Annotated in this window: 23 protein-coding genes and 1 pseudogene; 9 read left to right on the plus strand and 15 right to left on the minus strand. The window is 44.1% G+C overall.

Features of this window, described 5'->3' with window-relative positions; genetic code table 11:
- Nucleotides 1–180: 180 nt before the first annotated feature.
- Both MiSe_RS41480 and MiSe_RS41485 read right to left on the minus strand, forming a co-directional pair.
- Entirely contained in the window at nucleotides 181–1,050 is an 870-nt protein-coding gene (locus MiSe_RS41480; RefSeq protein WP_226591830.1) for a YsnF/AvaK domain-containing protein, read from the minus strand.
- A gap of 134 nt (nucleotides 1,051–1,184) precedes the next feature.
- A complete protein-coding gene (locus MiSe_RS41485) occupies nucleotides 1,185–2,060 on the minus strand; it encodes a DUF2382 domain-containing protein (protein WP_226591833.1) in 876 nt (291 codons plus the stop codon).
- Nucleotides 2,061–2,221: 161 nt separating this feature from the next.
- Between MiSe_RS41485 and MiSe_RS41490 the strand changes: the two genes are divergently transcribed.
- Complete coding sequence (locus MiSe_RS41490; protein WP_226591835.1) at nucleotides 2,222–2,404, plus strand: hypothetical protein; 183 nt, start codon at nucleotides 2,222–2,224, stop codon at nucleotides 2,402–2,404.
- A gap of 152 nt (nucleotides 2,405–2,556) precedes the next feature.
- Here MiSe_RS41490 and MiSe_RS41495 read toward each other — a convergent pair whose 3' ends face one another.
- The 9 genes from MiSe_RS41495 to MiSe_RS51570 all read right to left on the minus strand — a co-directional run bounded on the left by MiSe_RS41495 (nucleotide 2,557) and on the right by MiSe_RS51570 (nucleotide 7,685).
- Nucleotides 2,557–2,982: a hypothetical protein gene (locus MiSe_RS41495; protein WP_226591837.1), complete on the minus strand. Its 426-nt coding sequence runs from the start codon at nucleotides 2,980–2,982 to the stop codon at nucleotides 2,557–2,559.
- A 331-nt stretch (nucleotides 2,983–3,313) separates the two neighbouring features.
- Entirely contained in the window at nucleotides 3,314–3,475 is a 162-nt protein-coding gene (locus tag MiSe_RS41500; RefSeq protein ID WP_226591839.1) for a hypothetical protein, read from the minus strand.
- Nucleotides 3,476–3,748: 273 nt separating this feature from the next.
- A complete protein-coding gene (locus MiSe_RS41505) occupies nucleotides 3,749–3,910 on the minus strand; it encodes a hypothetical protein (protein WP_226591841.1) in 162 nt (53 codons plus the stop codon).
- Nucleotides 3,907–4,662, minus strand: coding sequence for a class I SAM-dependent methyltransferase (locus MiSe_RS41510; protein WP_226591843.1), 756 nt, complete (start codon nucleotides 4,660–4,662; stop codon nucleotides 3,907–3,909). The genes MiSe_RS41505 and MiSe_RS41510 overlap by 4 nt, the downstream gene beginning before the upstream one ends.
- A 40-nt stretch (nucleotides 4,663–4,702) precedes the next feature.
- Nucleotides 4,703–5,437, minus strand: coding sequence for a lysylphosphatidylglycerol synthase domain-containing protein (locus tag MiSe_RS41515; RefSeq protein ID WP_264196917.1), 735 nt, complete (start codon nucleotides 5,435–5,437; stop codon nucleotides 4,703–4,705).
- Entirely contained in the window at nucleotides 5,361–5,759 is a 399-nt protein-coding gene (locus tag MiSe_RS41520; protein ID WP_226591871.1) for a hypothetical protein, read from the minus strand. Before MiSe_RS41520 ends, MiSe_RS41515 begins: the two co-directional genes overlap by 77 nt.
- Before the next feature lie 225 nt (nucleotides 5,760–5,984).
- Nucleotides 5,985–6,626: a PEP-CTERM sorting domain-containing protein gene (locus tag MiSe_RS41525; protein ID WP_226591845.1), complete on the minus strand. Its 642-nt coding sequence runs from the start codon at nucleotides 6,624–6,626 to the stop codon at nucleotides 5,985–5,987.
- Nucleotides 6,627–6,876: 250 nt separating this feature from the next.
- The gene (locus MiSe_RS41530; protein WP_264196918.1) at nucleotides 6,877–7,437 is read right to left on the minus strand and encodes a glycosyltransferase family 2 protein; all 561 of its coding nucleotides are present in this window, start codon (nucleotides 7,435–7,437) and stop codon (nucleotides 6,877–6,879) included.
- Nucleotides 7,401–7,685 carry a glycosyltransferase gene (locus MiSe_RS51570; RefSeq protein ID WP_264196919.1) on the minus strand — a complete coding sequence of 95 codons (285 nt, stop codon included), beginning with the start codon at nucleotides 7,683–7,685 and terminating at the stop codon, nucleotides 7,401–7,403. Before MiSe_RS51570 ends, MiSe_RS41530 begins: the two co-directional genes overlap by 37 nt.
- A 506-nt stretch (nucleotides 7,686–8,191) precedes the next feature.
- Here MiSe_RS51570 and MiSe_RS41535 point away from each other — a divergent pair.
- From MiSe_RS41535 to MiSe_RS41550, 4 genes are all read left to right on the plus strand, one after another.
- Nucleotides 8,192–8,827, plus strand: coding sequence for a bifunctional 4-hydroxy-2-oxoglutarate aldolase/2-dehydro-3-deoxy-phosphogluconate aldolase (locus MiSe_RS41535; RefSeq protein WP_226591848.1), 636 nt, complete (start codon nucleotides 8,192–8,194; stop codon nucleotides 8,825–8,827).
- Nucleotides 8,828–8,989: 162 nt separating this feature from the next.
- Nucleotides 8,990–9,169: a hypothetical protein gene (locus tag MiSe_RS41540; protein ID WP_226591850.1), complete on the plus strand. Its 180-nt coding sequence runs from the start codon at nucleotides 8,990–8,992 to the stop codon at nucleotides 9,167–9,169.
- Between the two features lie 14 nt (nucleotides 9,170–9,183).
- On the plus strand, nucleotides 9,184–9,726 hold the full coding sequence (locus MiSe_RS41545) for a L,D-transpeptidase (protein WP_226591852.1): 543 nt from the start codon (nucleotides 9,184–9,186) through the stop codon (nucleotides 9,724–9,726).
- A 594-nt stretch (nucleotides 9,727–10,320) separates the two neighbouring features.
- On the plus strand, nucleotides 10,321–10,824 hold the full coding sequence (locus MiSe_RS41550) for a L,D-transpeptidase (protein ID WP_226591855.1): 504 nt from the start codon (nucleotides 10,321–10,323) through the stop codon (nucleotides 10,822–10,824).
- Nucleotides 10,825–11,175: 351 nt separating this feature from the next.
- On the opposite strand, the gene MiSe_RS54480 is transcribed toward MiSe_RS41550, so the two are convergent.
- Both MiSe_RS54480 and MiSe_RS54485 read right to left on the minus strand, forming a co-directional pair.
- A complete protein-coding gene (locus MiSe_RS54480) occupies nucleotides 11,176–11,478 on the minus strand; it encodes a hypothetical protein (protein WP_507770234.1) in 303 nt (100 codons plus the stop codon).
- A gap of 41 nt (nucleotides 11,479–11,519) precedes the next feature.
- Nucleotides 11,520–12,245, minus strand: coding sequence for a helix-turn-helix domain-containing protein (locus MiSe_RS54485; protein WP_507770235.1), 726 nt, complete (start codon nucleotides 12,243–12,245; stop codon nucleotides 11,520–11,522).
- Nucleotides 12,246–12,517: 272 nt separating this feature from the next.
- Between MiSe_RS54485 and MiSe_RS41560 the strand changes: the two genes are divergently transcribed.
- Nucleotides 12,518–13,006: a hypothetical protein gene (locus MiSe_RS41560; RefSeq protein ID WP_226591857.1), complete on the plus strand. Its 489-nt coding sequence runs from the start codon at nucleotides 12,518–12,520 to the stop codon at nucleotides 13,004–13,006.
- A 281-nt stretch (nucleotides 13,007–13,287) separates the two neighbouring features.
- Here MiSe_RS41560 and MiSe_RS41565 read toward each other — a convergent pair.
- A pseudogene (locus MiSe_RS41565) lies at nucleotides 13,288–13,580 on the minus strand (DUF5615 family PIN-like protein).
- Nucleotides 13,577–13,807 carry a DUF433 domain-containing protein gene (locus tag MiSe_RS41570; RefSeq protein ID WP_226591860.1) on the minus strand — a complete coding sequence of 77 codons (231 nt, stop codon included), beginning with the start codon at nucleotides 13,805–13,807 and terminating at the stop codon, nucleotides 13,577–13,579. Before MiSe_RS41570 ends, MiSe_RS41565 begins: the two are co-directional and overlap by 4 nt.
- A gap of 443 nt (nucleotides 13,808–14,250) precedes the next feature.
- Between MiSe_RS41570 and MiSe_RS41575 the strand changes: the two genes are divergently transcribed.
- The 3 genes from MiSe_RS41575 to MiSe_RS41585 all read left to right on the plus strand — a co-directional run.
- Nucleotides 14,251–14,796, plus strand: a complete 546-nt coding sequence (locus tag MiSe_RS41575) for a L,D-transpeptidase (RefSeq protein ID WP_226591862.1) — start codon at nucleotides 14,251–14,253, stop codon at nucleotides 14,794–14,796.
- Between the two features lie 89 nt (nucleotides 14,797–14,885).
- Nucleotides 14,886–15,191: a hypothetical protein gene (locus MiSe_RS41580; RefSeq protein ID WP_226591864.1), complete on the plus strand. Its 306-nt coding sequence runs from the start codon at nucleotides 14,886–14,888 to the stop codon at nucleotides 15,189–15,191.
- A partial coding sequence (locus tag MiSe_RS41585; RefSeq protein WP_226591866.1) for a hypothetical protein occupies nucleotides 15,124–15,870 on the plus strand: 747 nt, incomplete at its 3' end. The genes MiSe_RS41580 and MiSe_RS41585, both read left to right, overlap by 68 nt.

Genomic DNA, 15,870 nt, shown 5'->3' on the forward strand with positions numbered 1-15,870 from the left:
AAAACCCAACAATATCATCATGCCGATTGGGTGTAGGGGCACGGCAATACAAATATGTTGGTAAAAACCCAACAATATCATCATGCCGATTGGGTGTAGGGGCACGGCAATACAAATATGTTGGTAAAAACCCAACAATATCATCATGCCGTGCCCCTACAAGCACCAACTGAATCGATATTACTGCCCCGAACAGCGATTAAACCATTCTTGATAAGTTTGCTGATGCCTGTCATCTTCGAGGACAATTTCCACGCGCACGTACTTGCATCCGTGATTTCGCTGCTTGGAAATTGCATCTAACAGTAAACTCGCCGTTCTCGGAGAATTAAATACGCCGCTGACAGTTGGTTGATTATCTTGGGTAGCATTTTCATCTGGTTCAACTTCAGCAATTTCTTCCGCTTGTCCTAGATCGATTTCTGCTAATTGTCTGCGTTCTGGGCCGACTTGTTCTACTATGAGTTTTTCGCGCCGGACGGGAACTTGGATGATTCTGGTTTCAACTTCTTTGCGGACAATTACATCGCCCAGTTTCTGTTTTTTCAGGTCAACTACCAGTCGTTCTTCCAGTAAGCGAATCACTTCTTCTTCGACTACATCCAGCGGCTCAGCATATTCTGGTGATTCATCTTTTGATTCAGTAACAGCGGGCATTTCTGGAATATTACGAGCAATTTCTGTGTTTTTCTCTGTTGTTATTTTAGGCTTCGCATCTTGCTTTTCGGAGGGTTTATATTCGGGCAGGTTGTCTATTTCGGCTTTGCTCAGGTCTAGGATTGCCGATTTATTTTCCGAGTCCACTTGCTGAATGTGGCTGCTTCTTAATAAAACCAAGCGGGAGCCGTTATAATTATCAGCTTCAGATACAACTAAGTTTAGCTGACGCGCCGAGTCGAGCGCCACATCCTTCACTTGCCCCATGACAAATCCTTGCTTGTCTAGGATGGAAAAATTTTTGAGCTTACTCTTCAATTTTTCCATCAAGACTTTTATCCGAAGATTGTGCTGGTAAGATTCAAGTTTGTTGATGGACGTTGAGTTAGTCATTTTTTTAAACCTTCTTGAAGAGGACGCTCTGACGGGGGGACACGGGGACGCTCTGACACCCCATTTTATTAAAAGTAGGGTACTTGTGCTAGCACCCTACTTTTAGACTAAATCGCGCTCGTGAGGCAAGCTGCTTAAATTAGGTCAGAACGGGTGTTATTGGGTTGTTCAACAACAGGAGTGCCGTCGGTATTGACATCTAATTCTTCCCGACGAATGGTGTCTTGAGCTTCAACGGTATCCCGATCTACGACTTTCTTGACTCGGACTTCTTCGCGCACAAATGCTTCTTTGTGAATGTCCGGAGTTTCTTCGTAGAGTTCGACGCGCGCCACTTCCCCTTCTTGGAAGGCAACTTCACCAGGATTAACTCGAGTCCCAGCTTCTGATGGGGTAACTCGCTCAATCACAACTCGTTCTTTTTCGATGGGAACGGAAACTCGTGCGGTTTCGGTTTCAACGCGCTTACCAACTGCTACTTCTCCAGCTTTGTAGCGGTTTTTGTTAGCAATTAGCCGTTCTTCGTAGAGTCTGAAGGTTTGATGCTCGCGCTCGTTCAAGCCAAATAAATTGGGTTCGCGCTCGTAGTTGTAGTTATTGCGATCGTAATTTGAGTAGTCAGCGGTAGTGTCAACGGGTGCCGATGCTTCGACAGGTTGAGTGCGGTAAACGCCTCTGACTCGCTCTTCGTAATCGTAATCCGCTGTCATGCGATCGCTGTACTCAGGCAAGTTTTCCGCTTGCTCTCTCGTCATCCCGATCGCATATACGCGATCTGCATTATAGTCGATGCGGGTACGACCAATTGGCAGCAATACTTTCTTGCCAAAAATCCAAAAACCTAAGTCAACCACCAAATACCGAAAATGACCGTTTTCATCGACTAGCACATCGCTAACCGTGCCAATCTTTTCATTGCCTTCGGCGTAGACGCCCAGACCTTTTACATCATCGCCTTCAAATGTTTCGCGATAGTTTGGATCGAAATCTTCTAATTTTAGAAGTGCCATGCCACTGTTCCTCTAATTTTTCGCATCTGATACTATTCAATTTATTGATAATTTTGCTTGGCTTCCTCTTACTACGGACTGACTTAACTCTCTTTTTCAGCGGCTTCAAGGATGATTTATTCCCGGTGATTTTCAGAAAATATAAATCTGCCAAAAAGTAGATGTTTAAATTACTGGGAATTGGTAATGGGGAATGGGGAATGGGGAATTTTAGATTTGAGATTGTAGATTTTAGATTAAATCTGCAATCTACAATCTCAAATCTGCAATTACCAATTCCCACCGCCAAAGCTTATAACTGGCAACTTGAGTTATATCCTAGTTGTAGTAACCCAAGTTGCTAGTTATAACTTGTGACAGCGGTAATTGCAAGCTTGCTAATTGCTAATTGCTAATTGCTAATTGGGTTAACAGGCTTTTGCCTTCTTGACAACTACCCATTAGCCATTAGCGATTAGCCATTACCAGTACCGCTTGATGTAACTAGCAACTTGCGTTAGTAGAACTGTGCAATGCGCCGAGCGATCGCGTTCCACCTGCAATCGCCCGTGGCTGACGCCCAGTAAGCAAAACCCCGATAAACTATTCTGGGGTCTACCTGTTTGACTTCACCCGTTCGTCGCGTTTCCTGTCCGCCGGTGCGGGTATTGCCCTCGCTGTTAATTTCTCCAGTTGGCAGAATTCTAGTTTGCGCCCATGTTAACGCTTTGTTAATCATGGCGGTGACTCTGGGTGCGAGGGGGTCGTTGGGGAAGTAGATCAACCACCGCTGTGCGTAGACTACCCCCGCAACTTGATAACTGCTGTCATAACCGTCTTTTTCTGGGTTAACGCCGTCTAATTCTTGAAGGGATAAAGCTTGTTGAATTAACTGGCGAGAGTAGTTAATTAATTCGCGATCGCCTGTTAATTTACCAGTCAATCCTAGCGCAGTGGCAACTAAATAAAAGCGATGGGTATAAGGTTCGTTGCTAGTAACTCAAGTTGCTAGTTATCTCTCTCACAGCGGCTAATGGCTAATGGCTAATGGCGAGATTGGTAAAAATCCTATATTAGCAATTAGCAATTAGCAATTAGCAACGCCAAAGTTTATAACTAGCAACTTGCGTTAGTAGTACCCCGCGTCCAAACTTGGGGCGAAATCATCCAGCAAACGGCGCGATGTAATAGGGGGGTGTAGAATGCAATTTTATCGGCGTATTGTCGCGATTGGGGAGATTGTTGAAGTATTAAAAGCGTGGGAGCAACTGCTGCTACAAAAAAAGAAGCGCTATGGAAGCCACCTGCTCCTTTAAAACTACCATCGGCAGCTTGTTAAACATTTTAAATCCGGCTGCGATCGCTTCCGGATCGTTTTTAATTAACCCGCCAAGAATGGCTTCTTCACCATAGCGTTGCGTTTCTATGTAACTCAAGTTGCTAGTTATCTCTCTGGGAGCGGCTAATGGCTAATGGCTAATGGCGAAATTGGTAAAAATCCAAGATTAGCAATTAGCAATTAGCCATTAGCAATTAGCAATTAGCAATTAGCAACGCCCTTGTTTATAACTAGCAACTTGCGTTATGTACTAGTTGCTTGCTTGTCCCCGTTCCCAAGTTGCGTTTCCCGCATAGGCACCACTCGATGGGATTAATCTATATAAACTCGACGGGTTACGATCAAGAACGTTAGCAATTAAATCCCTTGATTAGTTGTCATAATCTGTTTTCCTGGCAAAGCGAGAAGAAGATTGTTTGTTTTGTTCTACTGGCAGCTGAATTTCAGCCAGCGATGTGCCGCAGCTAACACCTGGGAAAGATAGCGCTAACAACCCAATTGCTAACCAGCTTACTTGGTTCCGTGCTTTCATGATTTGGTGCAAAAATAGATATCTTCATCGGGCATTAAGCCGGATTTTTTAGCTTGAGCGTATTGCTCCAATTTTACAGTAAATCCAGCTGGTTCGAGTTTCTGTTGATAATCCCGACCGTACATTCTCACGTGGTCGTGATGACCAAATAACCGTTCTCTATCTTCAGGAGTTAAATCGCTTGCGCCTTCAAGAGTTTTTTCCAGTTTAGGATCTAAAGGGACGTGGAGAATTGCCCATCCACCGGGTTTTAGAACTCGACAAAGTTCTTTCATCGCTTGCCAATCTTCTGGAACCTGTTCTAAAACGTGACTGCATAAAATGGGTTCAAATGAATTATCTTCATATTGAATATCGGTGATATCCATCTGCACCATTGCTTCTTGGGGTTGCAAGTCGGCGCTGAGATAATTGATATTTGGCAGAGTAGCGATCGCTTGTTTCAGCAAATATTCGGGAGCGATGTGCAGAAATTTGAGATTGGCGGATAATAGATTTGTTTTATTTTGGAGATACAGCCACAACAAGCGATGTCGTTCTAAAGATAAACAGCGAGGGCAAATGGCATTGGGTCGTTTTTGAGCGCCAAAAGGTAGAAATTTACGAAATTGATTGCCACAACAAGGACAATAGACTTGATTGCCAGAATATATCAGCGATCGCAGTTGCAGAAAAGGCGTACCAATCTTAAACAACAACGAACGTCTTTTGAGCAGATGGGGATAAATTTTCAGAAATAGCGCTCGCTTCATCCTTTCCTGCAAACTTTAGTAATTTTTTACCAACAAAAATTTAGCGAACATCTATCCCATTAGCCTTCGCTTGTTTAATCTGCTGCACTTTGGCAGAATCTAACAGTAGAACGATTCCCCCAGGCATAGATAAAATCCAACCTAAGACCGTAATCGTCACCGATAGCAGCACTGCTTGCTCTGCCGTCAGGGCAATTCGACCGAACAAATAAACCCACAATCCTTCTTTCAATCCCAATCCTCCCAAAGAAATTGGCAGCAAGGTAATCACAGACACAATCGGAATAAAAACTAAAAGTTCTAAGTAAGAAACTGGTATTTTTAGTTGTTGGGCAACTAAGTAGTGGTAATAAACAATCGCCAGCATTAGGATAAAAGAAAGTCCCATTGACAAAGCCAAAGCTTGACGGTGTTGGGCGAATTGCCTTAAAAGAATTTGAATTTTAGCCAAGCGAGCTGCTAGACTGCCGAGACGTAACTTTAAAAGCCAAGGTTCTGCGCATCTTAATAGTAGGGGACTGGCGATTAAAAGCACGCCTCCAACTAAAACACCGACACAAGATACGAACAGCAAAATGATATCCCAACGCCCCACCAATTTAAAAGCTGGTGGCCAACCTAATAACGCCAAAGCTGATAGCGCTGCCAGACCTGTAAAGGGTTCTAAAAATACAGAAACCAGTGCGAATTCTGAATCTTTAGTTACTTGAGAAACCCGATAAACTCGGTAGACATCTCCACCAAACGAACCAGGAAGAAAGATATTCAGAAACATTCCCGCAAAATAACTGCTGAACAGATTGCTGATAGAAACTAAATGACCCGTAGAATGCTGCAATCAATGCAATCCAAATTAACAGACGCGGCGCTTGTTTGAGACTTAATAAAAAAGTGAAAGCTAAACCAAATACAGCTAACCATATCGAAAAAAGTCTCGCTGCATTGAGCCAATAAAAATTGATGCCAAATGTATCGAGTACTTCGGTTGGTAAACGATACCAAGGAGAAACTGCTCCCAATCCTAGCAAGCCAGACCCGATTAAAAGCGAGAGTCTTTCTCGATTAAACCAGTTAAACCATCCCAGCAGTTGTTTCATTTATATTTTTATAATAAGCCTCCATTTTGTTAGGTTGATTCTCGGCTTCTCCCGGGTCGATTTCTAAGCGATCGCCTGGATTTAAAGCCAGTGTATGGATGGCTAATTGCTAATTGCGATCTGGCTAATCTAGTATTTTTCCTGATTGAGCCATTAGCGATTAGCTATTAGCAGTTACACAACCGTTGCGATCTTCTGGACTCAGATGATGAATTATTGACGACTTTAGAGAAAATAACGGCAGCGCCGACGAGATAAGAAGATTGCTCCGGCTACAACTCCTAACCCTGCCAAAGTTGCGGGTTCGGGTACGGATGAATTGACTTCTGTAGCTCGCACTTTTAAGTCTTGGAAGTCGCAGTCCCCTTGATTAAATGGTGTCGGGCATATTGTTGTTGTTGTTTGACGACCTCCTCCATCGTCAAAGCTAATTTCCACACCTCCTGGATTAAACAAATCGCTGTAATCGCCGGAAAATAAAGCTTGATTCGTTCCGTTTGGGTTCAAAGAATCGGTTGAGTAGACAGTGTCTCTTTGGCGGAGGCGGAGAACCAAAGTGTAATCCATCCCCGCTTGAAACGTGAATGTTTTGCTGCAAGGTTCTGGAAACGTAGAATTAGGTAAACCGCAAGTTCCCAACCAATCGTTACTCAGAGAAGATCCCCGATCGTATCCCACCTGTTGGTCTTCAGCGAATAGAAGAAAGCGGGAGTTGTTGGATAAGTTCTGGAACGAGAGAACAGAAGAGGGTCTGTTATGGGATGGCAAAAGGTCAAATTTTACGGTGGTATCCTGCTCGAACTTGATTCCACTATTCCCGAATAAGGGCGGGAACTGAAGCAATACCAATGAAGCTGCTGGCAGCAAAAACAGTTAGCAGATATTTTGGCAAGTTCACGATTTTATTGCTAGGGAAACATTCAAGGTTTACTCTAGGTTTATATTTTTGATTTTGCTTGTTCAAAATCCTACATTTTCAGCCAGTTTAACCTAATTTAAAATCTCCCAATAAAGCCGCCTGAATTCCTCCCAAATCTCAAATCAAAAATCTGAAGTTGGTCGCAGGTATTTGGCTGCTAGACATTACAGCCAAAAATACCAAGCTTTTCTAAATTGGCTAGCGTCCATCTGATATCCCAACCATTTTTAGGTCAGCGGATTGAGATTGAGGTAGCTTAATACGACCTTCAGTTTGGAACCACCACCATAATTTGCCAAAATCAATCCCTGAAGAAATCAGACGGCCTTTACCAAATTTAGTTTGACCAGAGTAGCGCGGATGCCAGGGGGTAGGAATTTCTGTGACGCGATGTCCCTGTGCTGCCAGCACTGCTAATAGGTAGCGATGGGTAATTTTTTCGATGGGTAAATTAGCCACTAAATCGCGGCAAACTAATTTAATCCAGTTCATGTCGTGAATTTCTAAACCAAAGGCTAAACGACAAGTTTTGTTAGCAATTGTTGAAGCTAAAATTTTGCCGTCTCCACGCCCTTGTCGCCAACCAGCAACGGCATCTACCCCTGGGATACATGCTTCTATCAGCCAAGGTAAATCAGTGCGTGGGTCAGATTCTAAATCTGCTTGTCCCCAAAAAATCCAATCTGTTTTGACATGGCCTAAAGCGGTTTTCCATCCGCCAGTTACGCCCCGCCGTTGGGGATGGCGAATGACTTGCAAGAATTTAATTGTTTCATCAAACGGGCAAGGATTTGGGGACTGTTATCCGTACTGCCATCGTCAACTAACAGGACTGGCAATTTGTAGCCCAGATTTGGGAAAGTTTGCTCTAGCTTAGACACGAGTCGTTCTAAGTTGCCTTCCTCGTTCAACGCTGGAATGACAACTGTAATCGAATGACTCTCTGACGGAGGTAGAGGCGCAAGAGTTGGGCGTCTTACAACACTTGTACTATTTGCGTTAACCATCTCTCAATTTTTCCTTTTCGTAAGCTTTTACTGCTGTCATCTATTCCGGGTATACAGATATCTATGCAGTTTTACTGATCTTCACGCGCAATTCGGATTAACCCGTAGCGTTTTCCTACGTATTAATACGGTGAATAATCCCAGGCACGAGAGATTTTTGTGACTGATTTTCCATTTTTCCCTCTGTCGAGCAGCTTGGTTTTTCCATCGATATATTCTGTGGTAACTAAAATTTATCGATTTTAAAGTTTCTGTATTTTTAGCGTGAAGTTGCGATGAAGCGAGAGATTTTTATTTCGCCGAACCGCAGAATTCTAGAAGATAACAGTAAAATTACAGAGGCTAACTTGATGAAAATACAGTTAAAATAGATTTAACTTACGTATTATCACTGGAATTAACAATCTAATTATTAACTTATGTTAAAAAATGTAAATAAAAGATAAGTCAGAAAGTATTAAGAGAAGTTGAGAGTGTTAAATTAAAACAAGAAAGCTATGGAAAAGATGTATAATAAGGAAATTTTGCTAACGCTGTTGCGCGCGGAAAGAGCGATCGCAGTCATCCGCGCCCCAGAAATGGAATTAGGCCGTCAAATGGCACTGGCGGTGGCGGCGGGGGGAATGCGACTGATAGAAATTGCCTGGAATAGCGATCGCGCTAGTGAATTGATTGGCAATCTGCGGGTGGAACTTCCAGATTGTACGATCGGAAGTGGGACTCTATTAGACGTTCTCCAGCTGCGAGAAGCGATCGCAGCTGGGGCGCAGTTCCTCTTCACCCCCCACGTCAACCCAGTCCTGATTCACGCAGCAGTAGCAGCTGGCGTCCCCATCATACCGGGTGCTATGTCGCCAACGGAAATTGTCACCGCACATCAAGCGGGTGCGAGTTGCGTCAAAGTCTTCCCCATCTCTGCGGTAGGAGGAGTAAGCTATATCAAAAGCTTGCAAGCGCCGCTGGGTCAGATTCCCCTCATTCCCACTGGCGGCGTAACCCTGGAAAATGCCAAAGAATTTATCAAGGCAGGTGCGATCGCGGTAGGATTAGCCGGTGAATTATTTCCGCAAAAATTAGTGCAACTGGGAGATTGGGAAAGCATCCGCTACAAGGCATATCGCTTGCGCGAAAATCTAACTTAAATAGGACTTACGCTCACCCATCCGGGTTTCTAGGAAAAATCCTTGGTTTGGCAACTCGAGATCTGCCTCCCTTCCGCACTCGCGGAAGCAGCTGGAAACTTTGGTGATAGGATCGTCGCGCCAAAGTCTGACTTATAGCGGTTTGTGACTTGGTGCAATACATTGTCTATTGGTGAAGGGGGGCACAGCAGTGCGCCTCTAGCCGCTGTTGTATTCTACCAAGATGCAAACCGCTATAAAGTGACCGATCGGACTGGGTCGATCTACCATAAAAAAAACTATGCCTTAGTTGCGGCGATCGCCGCAAAAACTAGGGGAGCGAGTTGGAAATCTTCTGTCTGAGGAGTGATGCAAAAATGAAAAAGCTAATTTCTTCTTTCTGGCTGCGTTGTTCTTCGGCGTTAGCTGTCGGTACTGTGCTAAGCATGGGTGCATTTTCGGCTTGGTCAAGACCATCCCCTTCAGCTTGGTCGAAACCATCCCCAACCGATACTGTTTCAGTACAGGATAAAATCGCTAACAAAATTCTCTCTTTGCAAGAATCCGAACAACGCTGGATTCAAGTTGACCTTTCAAGTCAACGGCTAATTGCTTGGGAAGGTGCAAAACCCGTTTACGCCGTGATTGTTTCCACCGGAAAACGTGCAACCCCCACCCGCGTCGGGACTTTTGCGGTTAAAACCAAGCATGTCAGTACCCGGATGACCGGGCCGGGGTACGATGTCAGCAACGTGCCGCATACCATGTATTACCATCGAGGCTATGCGATTCACGGCGCATACTGGCATAAAAAGTTTGGCACTCCCGTCAGCCACGGGTGCATTAACGTAGCGGTGGATCACGCTAAATGGTTGTTCAAATGGGCTGCGGTGGGAACGCCCGTAGTTGTGCATGATTAATTCAGGACTTATATCATGTCCGGTCGATTACCCTTAATCGGTTGTAGGGAACATCCGAGATATTTTGGCAGATACAAATAACTTAAAGATGCCGTGCCCCTACATGCGGGGTATCTGTGCGGCAACCTGGTGAGATTTTATTACGGGTGATTCAACGGACATGATATTACGCTCATATTCCGGGTTTCTATGAAAAATCATCGCTTTGGAACTAGAGATATGCACACCCCTAGCACTCGCGGAAGCAGCTTGAAACTTTGGTGATAGGAAGGCGCTGGCGTAAGTCCTGTAATTAAAAGGTAAAAGGCAAAAGAAAGAATGATTTCACTTTTGCCTTTTTCCCATTAAAAACAGGACTGACCCGCGATGAGGCTATCAAAGTTTCTTTGTAGACGATTTTTCAGAGAAACCCGGTTTGTTTGCGTCACTTACGCGCGACGAGGCCAGAAACCGGGTTTCTATAAAGAAACCCGGTTGCTTTGCGTCAGTCCTGAAAAAATTATCTAAGTTGCTGAAATTGGCACTGGAAAGTTTGTAGTTAACCTCCGGAAAGGAATCCTTAAATTTACCAGGTTGTTTGGGAGGTTAAAAGCAATGAAAGCTAAGACTGGAATTTTGTGGGCAAGTACGGCATTATCTCTTGCAGCTTTGTGTGCGATTTCTTTCGCGGCTATAGCAGTACCAGAGTCAGCGGGAACCAGACAAAATCGCATTGCTCAAACGATGGGGACACTCAAGCGATCGCAGAGTCGTTGGATAGAAGTTGACCTTTCAGATCAGCGGCTAACTGGTTGGGAAGGCGAAACGCAAGTTTTTTCCTATCTTGTTTCCACTGGTAAGGCTGCAACTCCCACCCCGACGGGTGTGTTTTCGGTTCAATTTAAACGCATCTCGGATCGGATGCGAGGCGAAGATTACAACGTTCCTAATGTTCCCTACGCGATGTACTTTTCTGGAGGTTATGCGATTCACGGCGCTTACTGGCATAATCGCTTTGGTACGCCAGTCAGTCACGGTTGCGTGAATCTCAGAGTCGATCTCGCTGAAACGTTGTTTAATTGGGCTTCAGTGGGAACGCCGGTAGTTGTTCATCGCTAGATCTCTCCAAAAAACAAACTCTTTGACAGGCGAGACGCCTATCCCACAAGAGTTATTGGAGAGGTTTAATAGGCATCCCTTTGATATACTGCCTCAATACAGGTGGCAGAATGTAACAATTTGCTTGTTGTTCTATCAAGCACCGCCGCGATAAAGATTGCAGTGCGTTTACTAAATATGATGATGGAATTTTGCTATTTTCTAGCAATTTTGCTAGGGGAATGGGAGCTATTTTTTTTGCCAATAAGGAGAAAACTTGTTTTTCTATTTCGGATAAGCGCTCGCACTGCTGTTGTCAAACATCTTTCAAATCTTCAGGCAACAATATGGGTTCATTTGGTAATAACTGGGTCACGCATCCTCCCAACTCAAGAATCTTGCCACGCTTTTTAACCATAACGGATTGCCTTGGTAGCGGTGAATAAGTGCTGAGTAGTTATCGATTTCTGCCAATCCATAATCTCTCAGTATTTCCCGTCCTGCTGCAATATATAAACCAGTGAGTTGTAAGGTACGAATGCTCGGATTTTGGCTTTTGACTTGAGTCACTTCTCTCGGTTCCAACCTATCAATAGAAAGCAACTTTGATGGGATAAATTTTCTATCTGTTTGAAAGCGATATTCTTCATATCCTGGTTTATACTTTCCTGCCAATTCCCCGCTACTGAAAAGGTTGTGAACGTCATCTAAAACTGCTAAATAGCGATATTTTTGTAAATAGGTAATGGTTTTTGCTTAGTAGCAGGCGAATCTTGCTTTTCTGATTCCGAAAAAAACTGTATTAGTTTATGTTGAAATTCGTCTAGGGTGTGGGATTCGTCTAAATTGCACCAAATTACGTACTCAAACTCATCTTTTATTTGTTGAACGAGTTGCACAGCTAGTGTTGTTTTGCCAATACCGCTGATGCCTGTAAGCGCTATTAAGCGGCAGCGTTGTTGTACAATCCAGGTGGTGAGGGTGTCGAGTTCGGGTATGCGATCGTAGAAAGCACTCAATTCGGGCATTTCGCTTAAATCTTGATGTGATGTTTTAGTTTTTATTGAGTTAGATGTTTCCTCATTAGGTGGATGTGAGTTTGGTATATCTGGCGGGTGTCTACTTTCTCCACAGACGTTAAAACTACCGCTAACTACAACTTCTTGTGCAAAGTTTAAAACATTAGAGTTTTGCAACCTCTCCATTGCCGAGCGAAAATTTGATTTACTAACATCTTCTCCTAACCCTTCTGAAAGTATCCGCCATAATTCCGCTCCCGCATTTCTAACACTTTCAGAACAGTCAAAATCTTTAGCTATTTGCTTATATGTTTCACGTTGTATAGTTCCTCGCAATACAGCTTCTTGTAAATCGTCAAGGTGCTGACCCGTTTTGGAAAAAACTATCTCATCAGCTAGTTTTAACGCTTCTTTAAGGTTCATCGTGGCAGGGAGATGTGAGGATTTTGTGTATTATATCACTCGCGACTTTTTAACACATTTTTATAGTTTTTTTTGAATACATAAAAAATAAAAATAGGAAAAAAATGTGTCAAATTTAAACATTTTTGCTATTAAATAAATTCTGATTTATAAGAAGTATAGGAGAAGTATTAAGTAGTAAATTCAGGGATTAAACGCTTGCCGTTTTATACCCTGTAATAGTTTGTTAGACCCAACTGCGGTCTAATCAATAGTTAGGCTACTAGGTAACCATGAAATCTAAGTTTGTTCTCAAAGCTTGCCTTACAGCAGGTATCTCAATTCTCAGCGTTATTCCAGCCACAATTGCTCATGCTAGCAATGGTGTTACTGACTACATCATTGAGTATCAGGGACAGCCAGCTATTGCAGTGTTTGAAGATGTCAAACAGTCCTATGCACTTGGTTGCTCTGGCTTCAGTAGTCTTTGGAGTCGAGTTCCAGTTCAACGGGCTGTTAGTCCTGCTACGTTTAACCGGATTGTGAGTGCTAATCCTATAGTCGCTGACATTCCTTGTAATGGTTCAGTCGATCCATATGCGCTATCTGGCGAACCGGGCGCGCTAGTGATTCGTCATCGCAACGGTCGATACTACAGGCATTACGTTGACAGCATTGAGTTTGTAAGAACGGTTGGCGGTGGAGACTTAATTCCCATATCCAGACAGGAGTTCTATAAACGTTTTCCAAACCGTGGTACTGACTTCCGTTTAAGCCGATAGGGATTTTGTCAGAATTTAGGACTGCATCTGTTGAGCTATCGCTTGAGTAAAAAAAATAGCGATCGCTTCTCTCCCGTAGGTTGGGTTAACGCAAGTAAACCCAACATCTTTTTTCACTCACAATCTTATCGATTTCCACCATGACAATGCGATGATTGGATGGATAGCGATATGCCAAAGGCACGCGCAAGGGACGCCAAAGACACGGGCAAGGGACGCACAACCAAAATCAAGAGCGCTCGCCATTGATAGGCAATAAACTTAATTTGAAAGTTTGTTCGTCAATAAAGCTCAAGACAATCCAAAGTAGCACTATCGATCAATTCTTGAATTGCCTCTGCCCCAGAGCGAAGTATTGCTTCCACGTTACTTGTGGGTGTATTGCCACACCGCAGCCAAATCACCTTTGGCGGTGAACCGTAAAGACGACTTCTTTCTGCAATGGCAAACTCCCAAATTTCCCTATCGTCTGCATCTGTAAGCCCTTGAAACTGAACATGGCTAGCATTCGGTAAGATACAGCCAGCCGATTCACTAACTTCCGACTCAGGTTTTGGTCGAACAGTAGTTTCAACTTTCACCTACTACAGCAATTAAACGACGTTCTCTATCGGCAGCAAATTCGAGACAAGCTCTAATATCTTCCTCTGTTAACTCTGGGAAATCATCTAAAATTTCTGCATGAGACATACCAGCTGCTAACCATCCCAAAACATCGTATACCGTAATCCGCATTCGTCTAATACAGGGCTTGCCGCCACGTTTACCTGGCTCGATTGTAATGATATTGCGATAGCTCATGGCAAAGTCAGGTTTGGTATTTCTACAGCAAGTTTAGCCTAGATTCCCATTCTTTTTCTGCTATGAGTAGGGGCGAGCGATCGCTTACAGCACCCTTCGCGATATGCCTCCCAACCGAAAGCGCGAACGCACCAGTCAAAATCAACAGCCAGCTAATCAGTTCAAATGTAGCGCCCTCTACTCAAAACTGGATAAAAAGCAATAGGTTGCAACAATTATTAACGATTGGCTTGTTAATCTTTACTGTTAAATGCTTGGCAACTAACTTTAAGGGATGCAAAATAGATTTCAGTCCAAAATTAAACGAAATTGCGTGCATCCGTAGTAAGGCAGCAATTTTTAACCATATTTTCCAGATTTAGATCGGCAATCGCACCCTATCTGAATCGGGGAATTCTTAAGGTAAAGTAAAACAGTTTTGTAGTTTGAGGAGGCAGTCAATTATGGGAAACCTGATTCGGTTGATGCGATCGTCGCGAGCGCTTGGTTTTTGGGCAGCGATTGCCCTGATTCTAGCTACTATGTTTCCCTGGTCAGCACCTGCTTTCGCCGCACCCAGGTCACAACGGCAAAAAATCTCATCGGTATCGAGTCGCCATCATCGCGCCCGCCTGCGCGTCAAACACCGCCCCGCCCACCGGGGACGCTGGATAGAAGTAAACTTGTCCAGACAGCGTTTAATCGCCTGGGAAAACGGCAGGGTCGTTTATTCCACGGCAATTTCCAGCGGTAAGCGCGGGACTCCCACTCGCCGGGGTGTATTTGCCATTCAAAGCAAGTACCGCGCCAAGACGATGCGGGGACGGGGATACGTCGCGCCCAACGTCCCCTACACCATGTTCTACTCTGGCGGCTATGCCATCCACGGCGCTTACTGGCATAATCGCTTTGGCAGGCCCGTCAGCCACGGATGCGTAAATCTGCCCGTAGGTCAAGCCCGCAGGCTGTATAGTTGGGCTGGAGTAGGGACAAGAGTAGTAGTGCGTTAGGGAATTTGAGATTTGAGATTGCAGATTTTAGATCTGATTTAAATCTGCAATCTGCAACCTCAAAACTGACGCAAATAAACCAGGTTGCGATGAAAAACGATCCGCAATCTTGTCGGGACACGGCATCAGAAATATTCTGTCCAAGTGAAAATTGTACGCTCGCCGTGTCCCTACCCGAATTTATGAAAAACGATCCGCAATCTTGTCGGGACACGGCATCAGAAATATTCTGGAGCCATCAAAATTTGATGATTGCCGTGTCCCTACCCGAACCCATGAAAAACGATCCGCAATCTTGTCGGGACGCATCAGAAATATTCTGGATAAATGAAAATTGTACGCTCGCCGTGTCCCAATGCTGCCAACCCGAAGAAAAATCGTCGGCAATCTTGTAGGGACACGGCATCAGAAATATTCAGTCCAAGTGAAAATTGTACGATCGCCGTGTCCCTACCCGAATTTATGAAAAACGATCCGCAATCTTGTCGGGACACGGCATCAGAAATATTCAGTCCAAGTGAAAATTGTACGATCGCCGTGTCCCTACCCGAATTTATGAAAAACGATCCGCAATCTTGTAGGGACACGGCATCAGAAATATTCAGTCCAAGTGAAAATTGTACGATCGCCGTGTCCCTACCCGAATTTATGAAAAACGATCCGCAATCTTGTCGGGACACGGCATCAGAAATATTCAGTCCAAGTGAAAATTGTACGATCGCCGTGTCCCTACCCGAATTTATGAAAAACGATCCGCAATCTTGTAGGGACACGGCATCAGAAATATTCAGTCCAAGTGAAAATTGTACGATCGCCGTGTCCCTACCCGAATTTATGAAAAACGATCCGCAATCTTGTCGGGACACGGCATCAGAAATATTCTGGAGCCATCAAAATTTGATGATTGCCGTGTCCCTACCCGAATTTATGAAAAACGATCGGCAATGTTGTCGGGACACGGCATCAGAAATATTCTGGAGCCATCAAAATTTGATGATTGCCGTGTCCCTACCCGAATTTATGAAAAACGATCCGCAATCTTGTCGGGACACGGCATCAGAAATATTCTGGAGC

It is taken from the genome of Microseira wollei NIES-4236, from assembly GCF_020521235.1.
In the GTDB taxonomy this organism is placed as follows: Bacteria; Cyanobacteriota; Cyanobacteriia; order Cyanobacteriales; family Aerosakkonemataceae; genus Microseira; species Microseira wollei.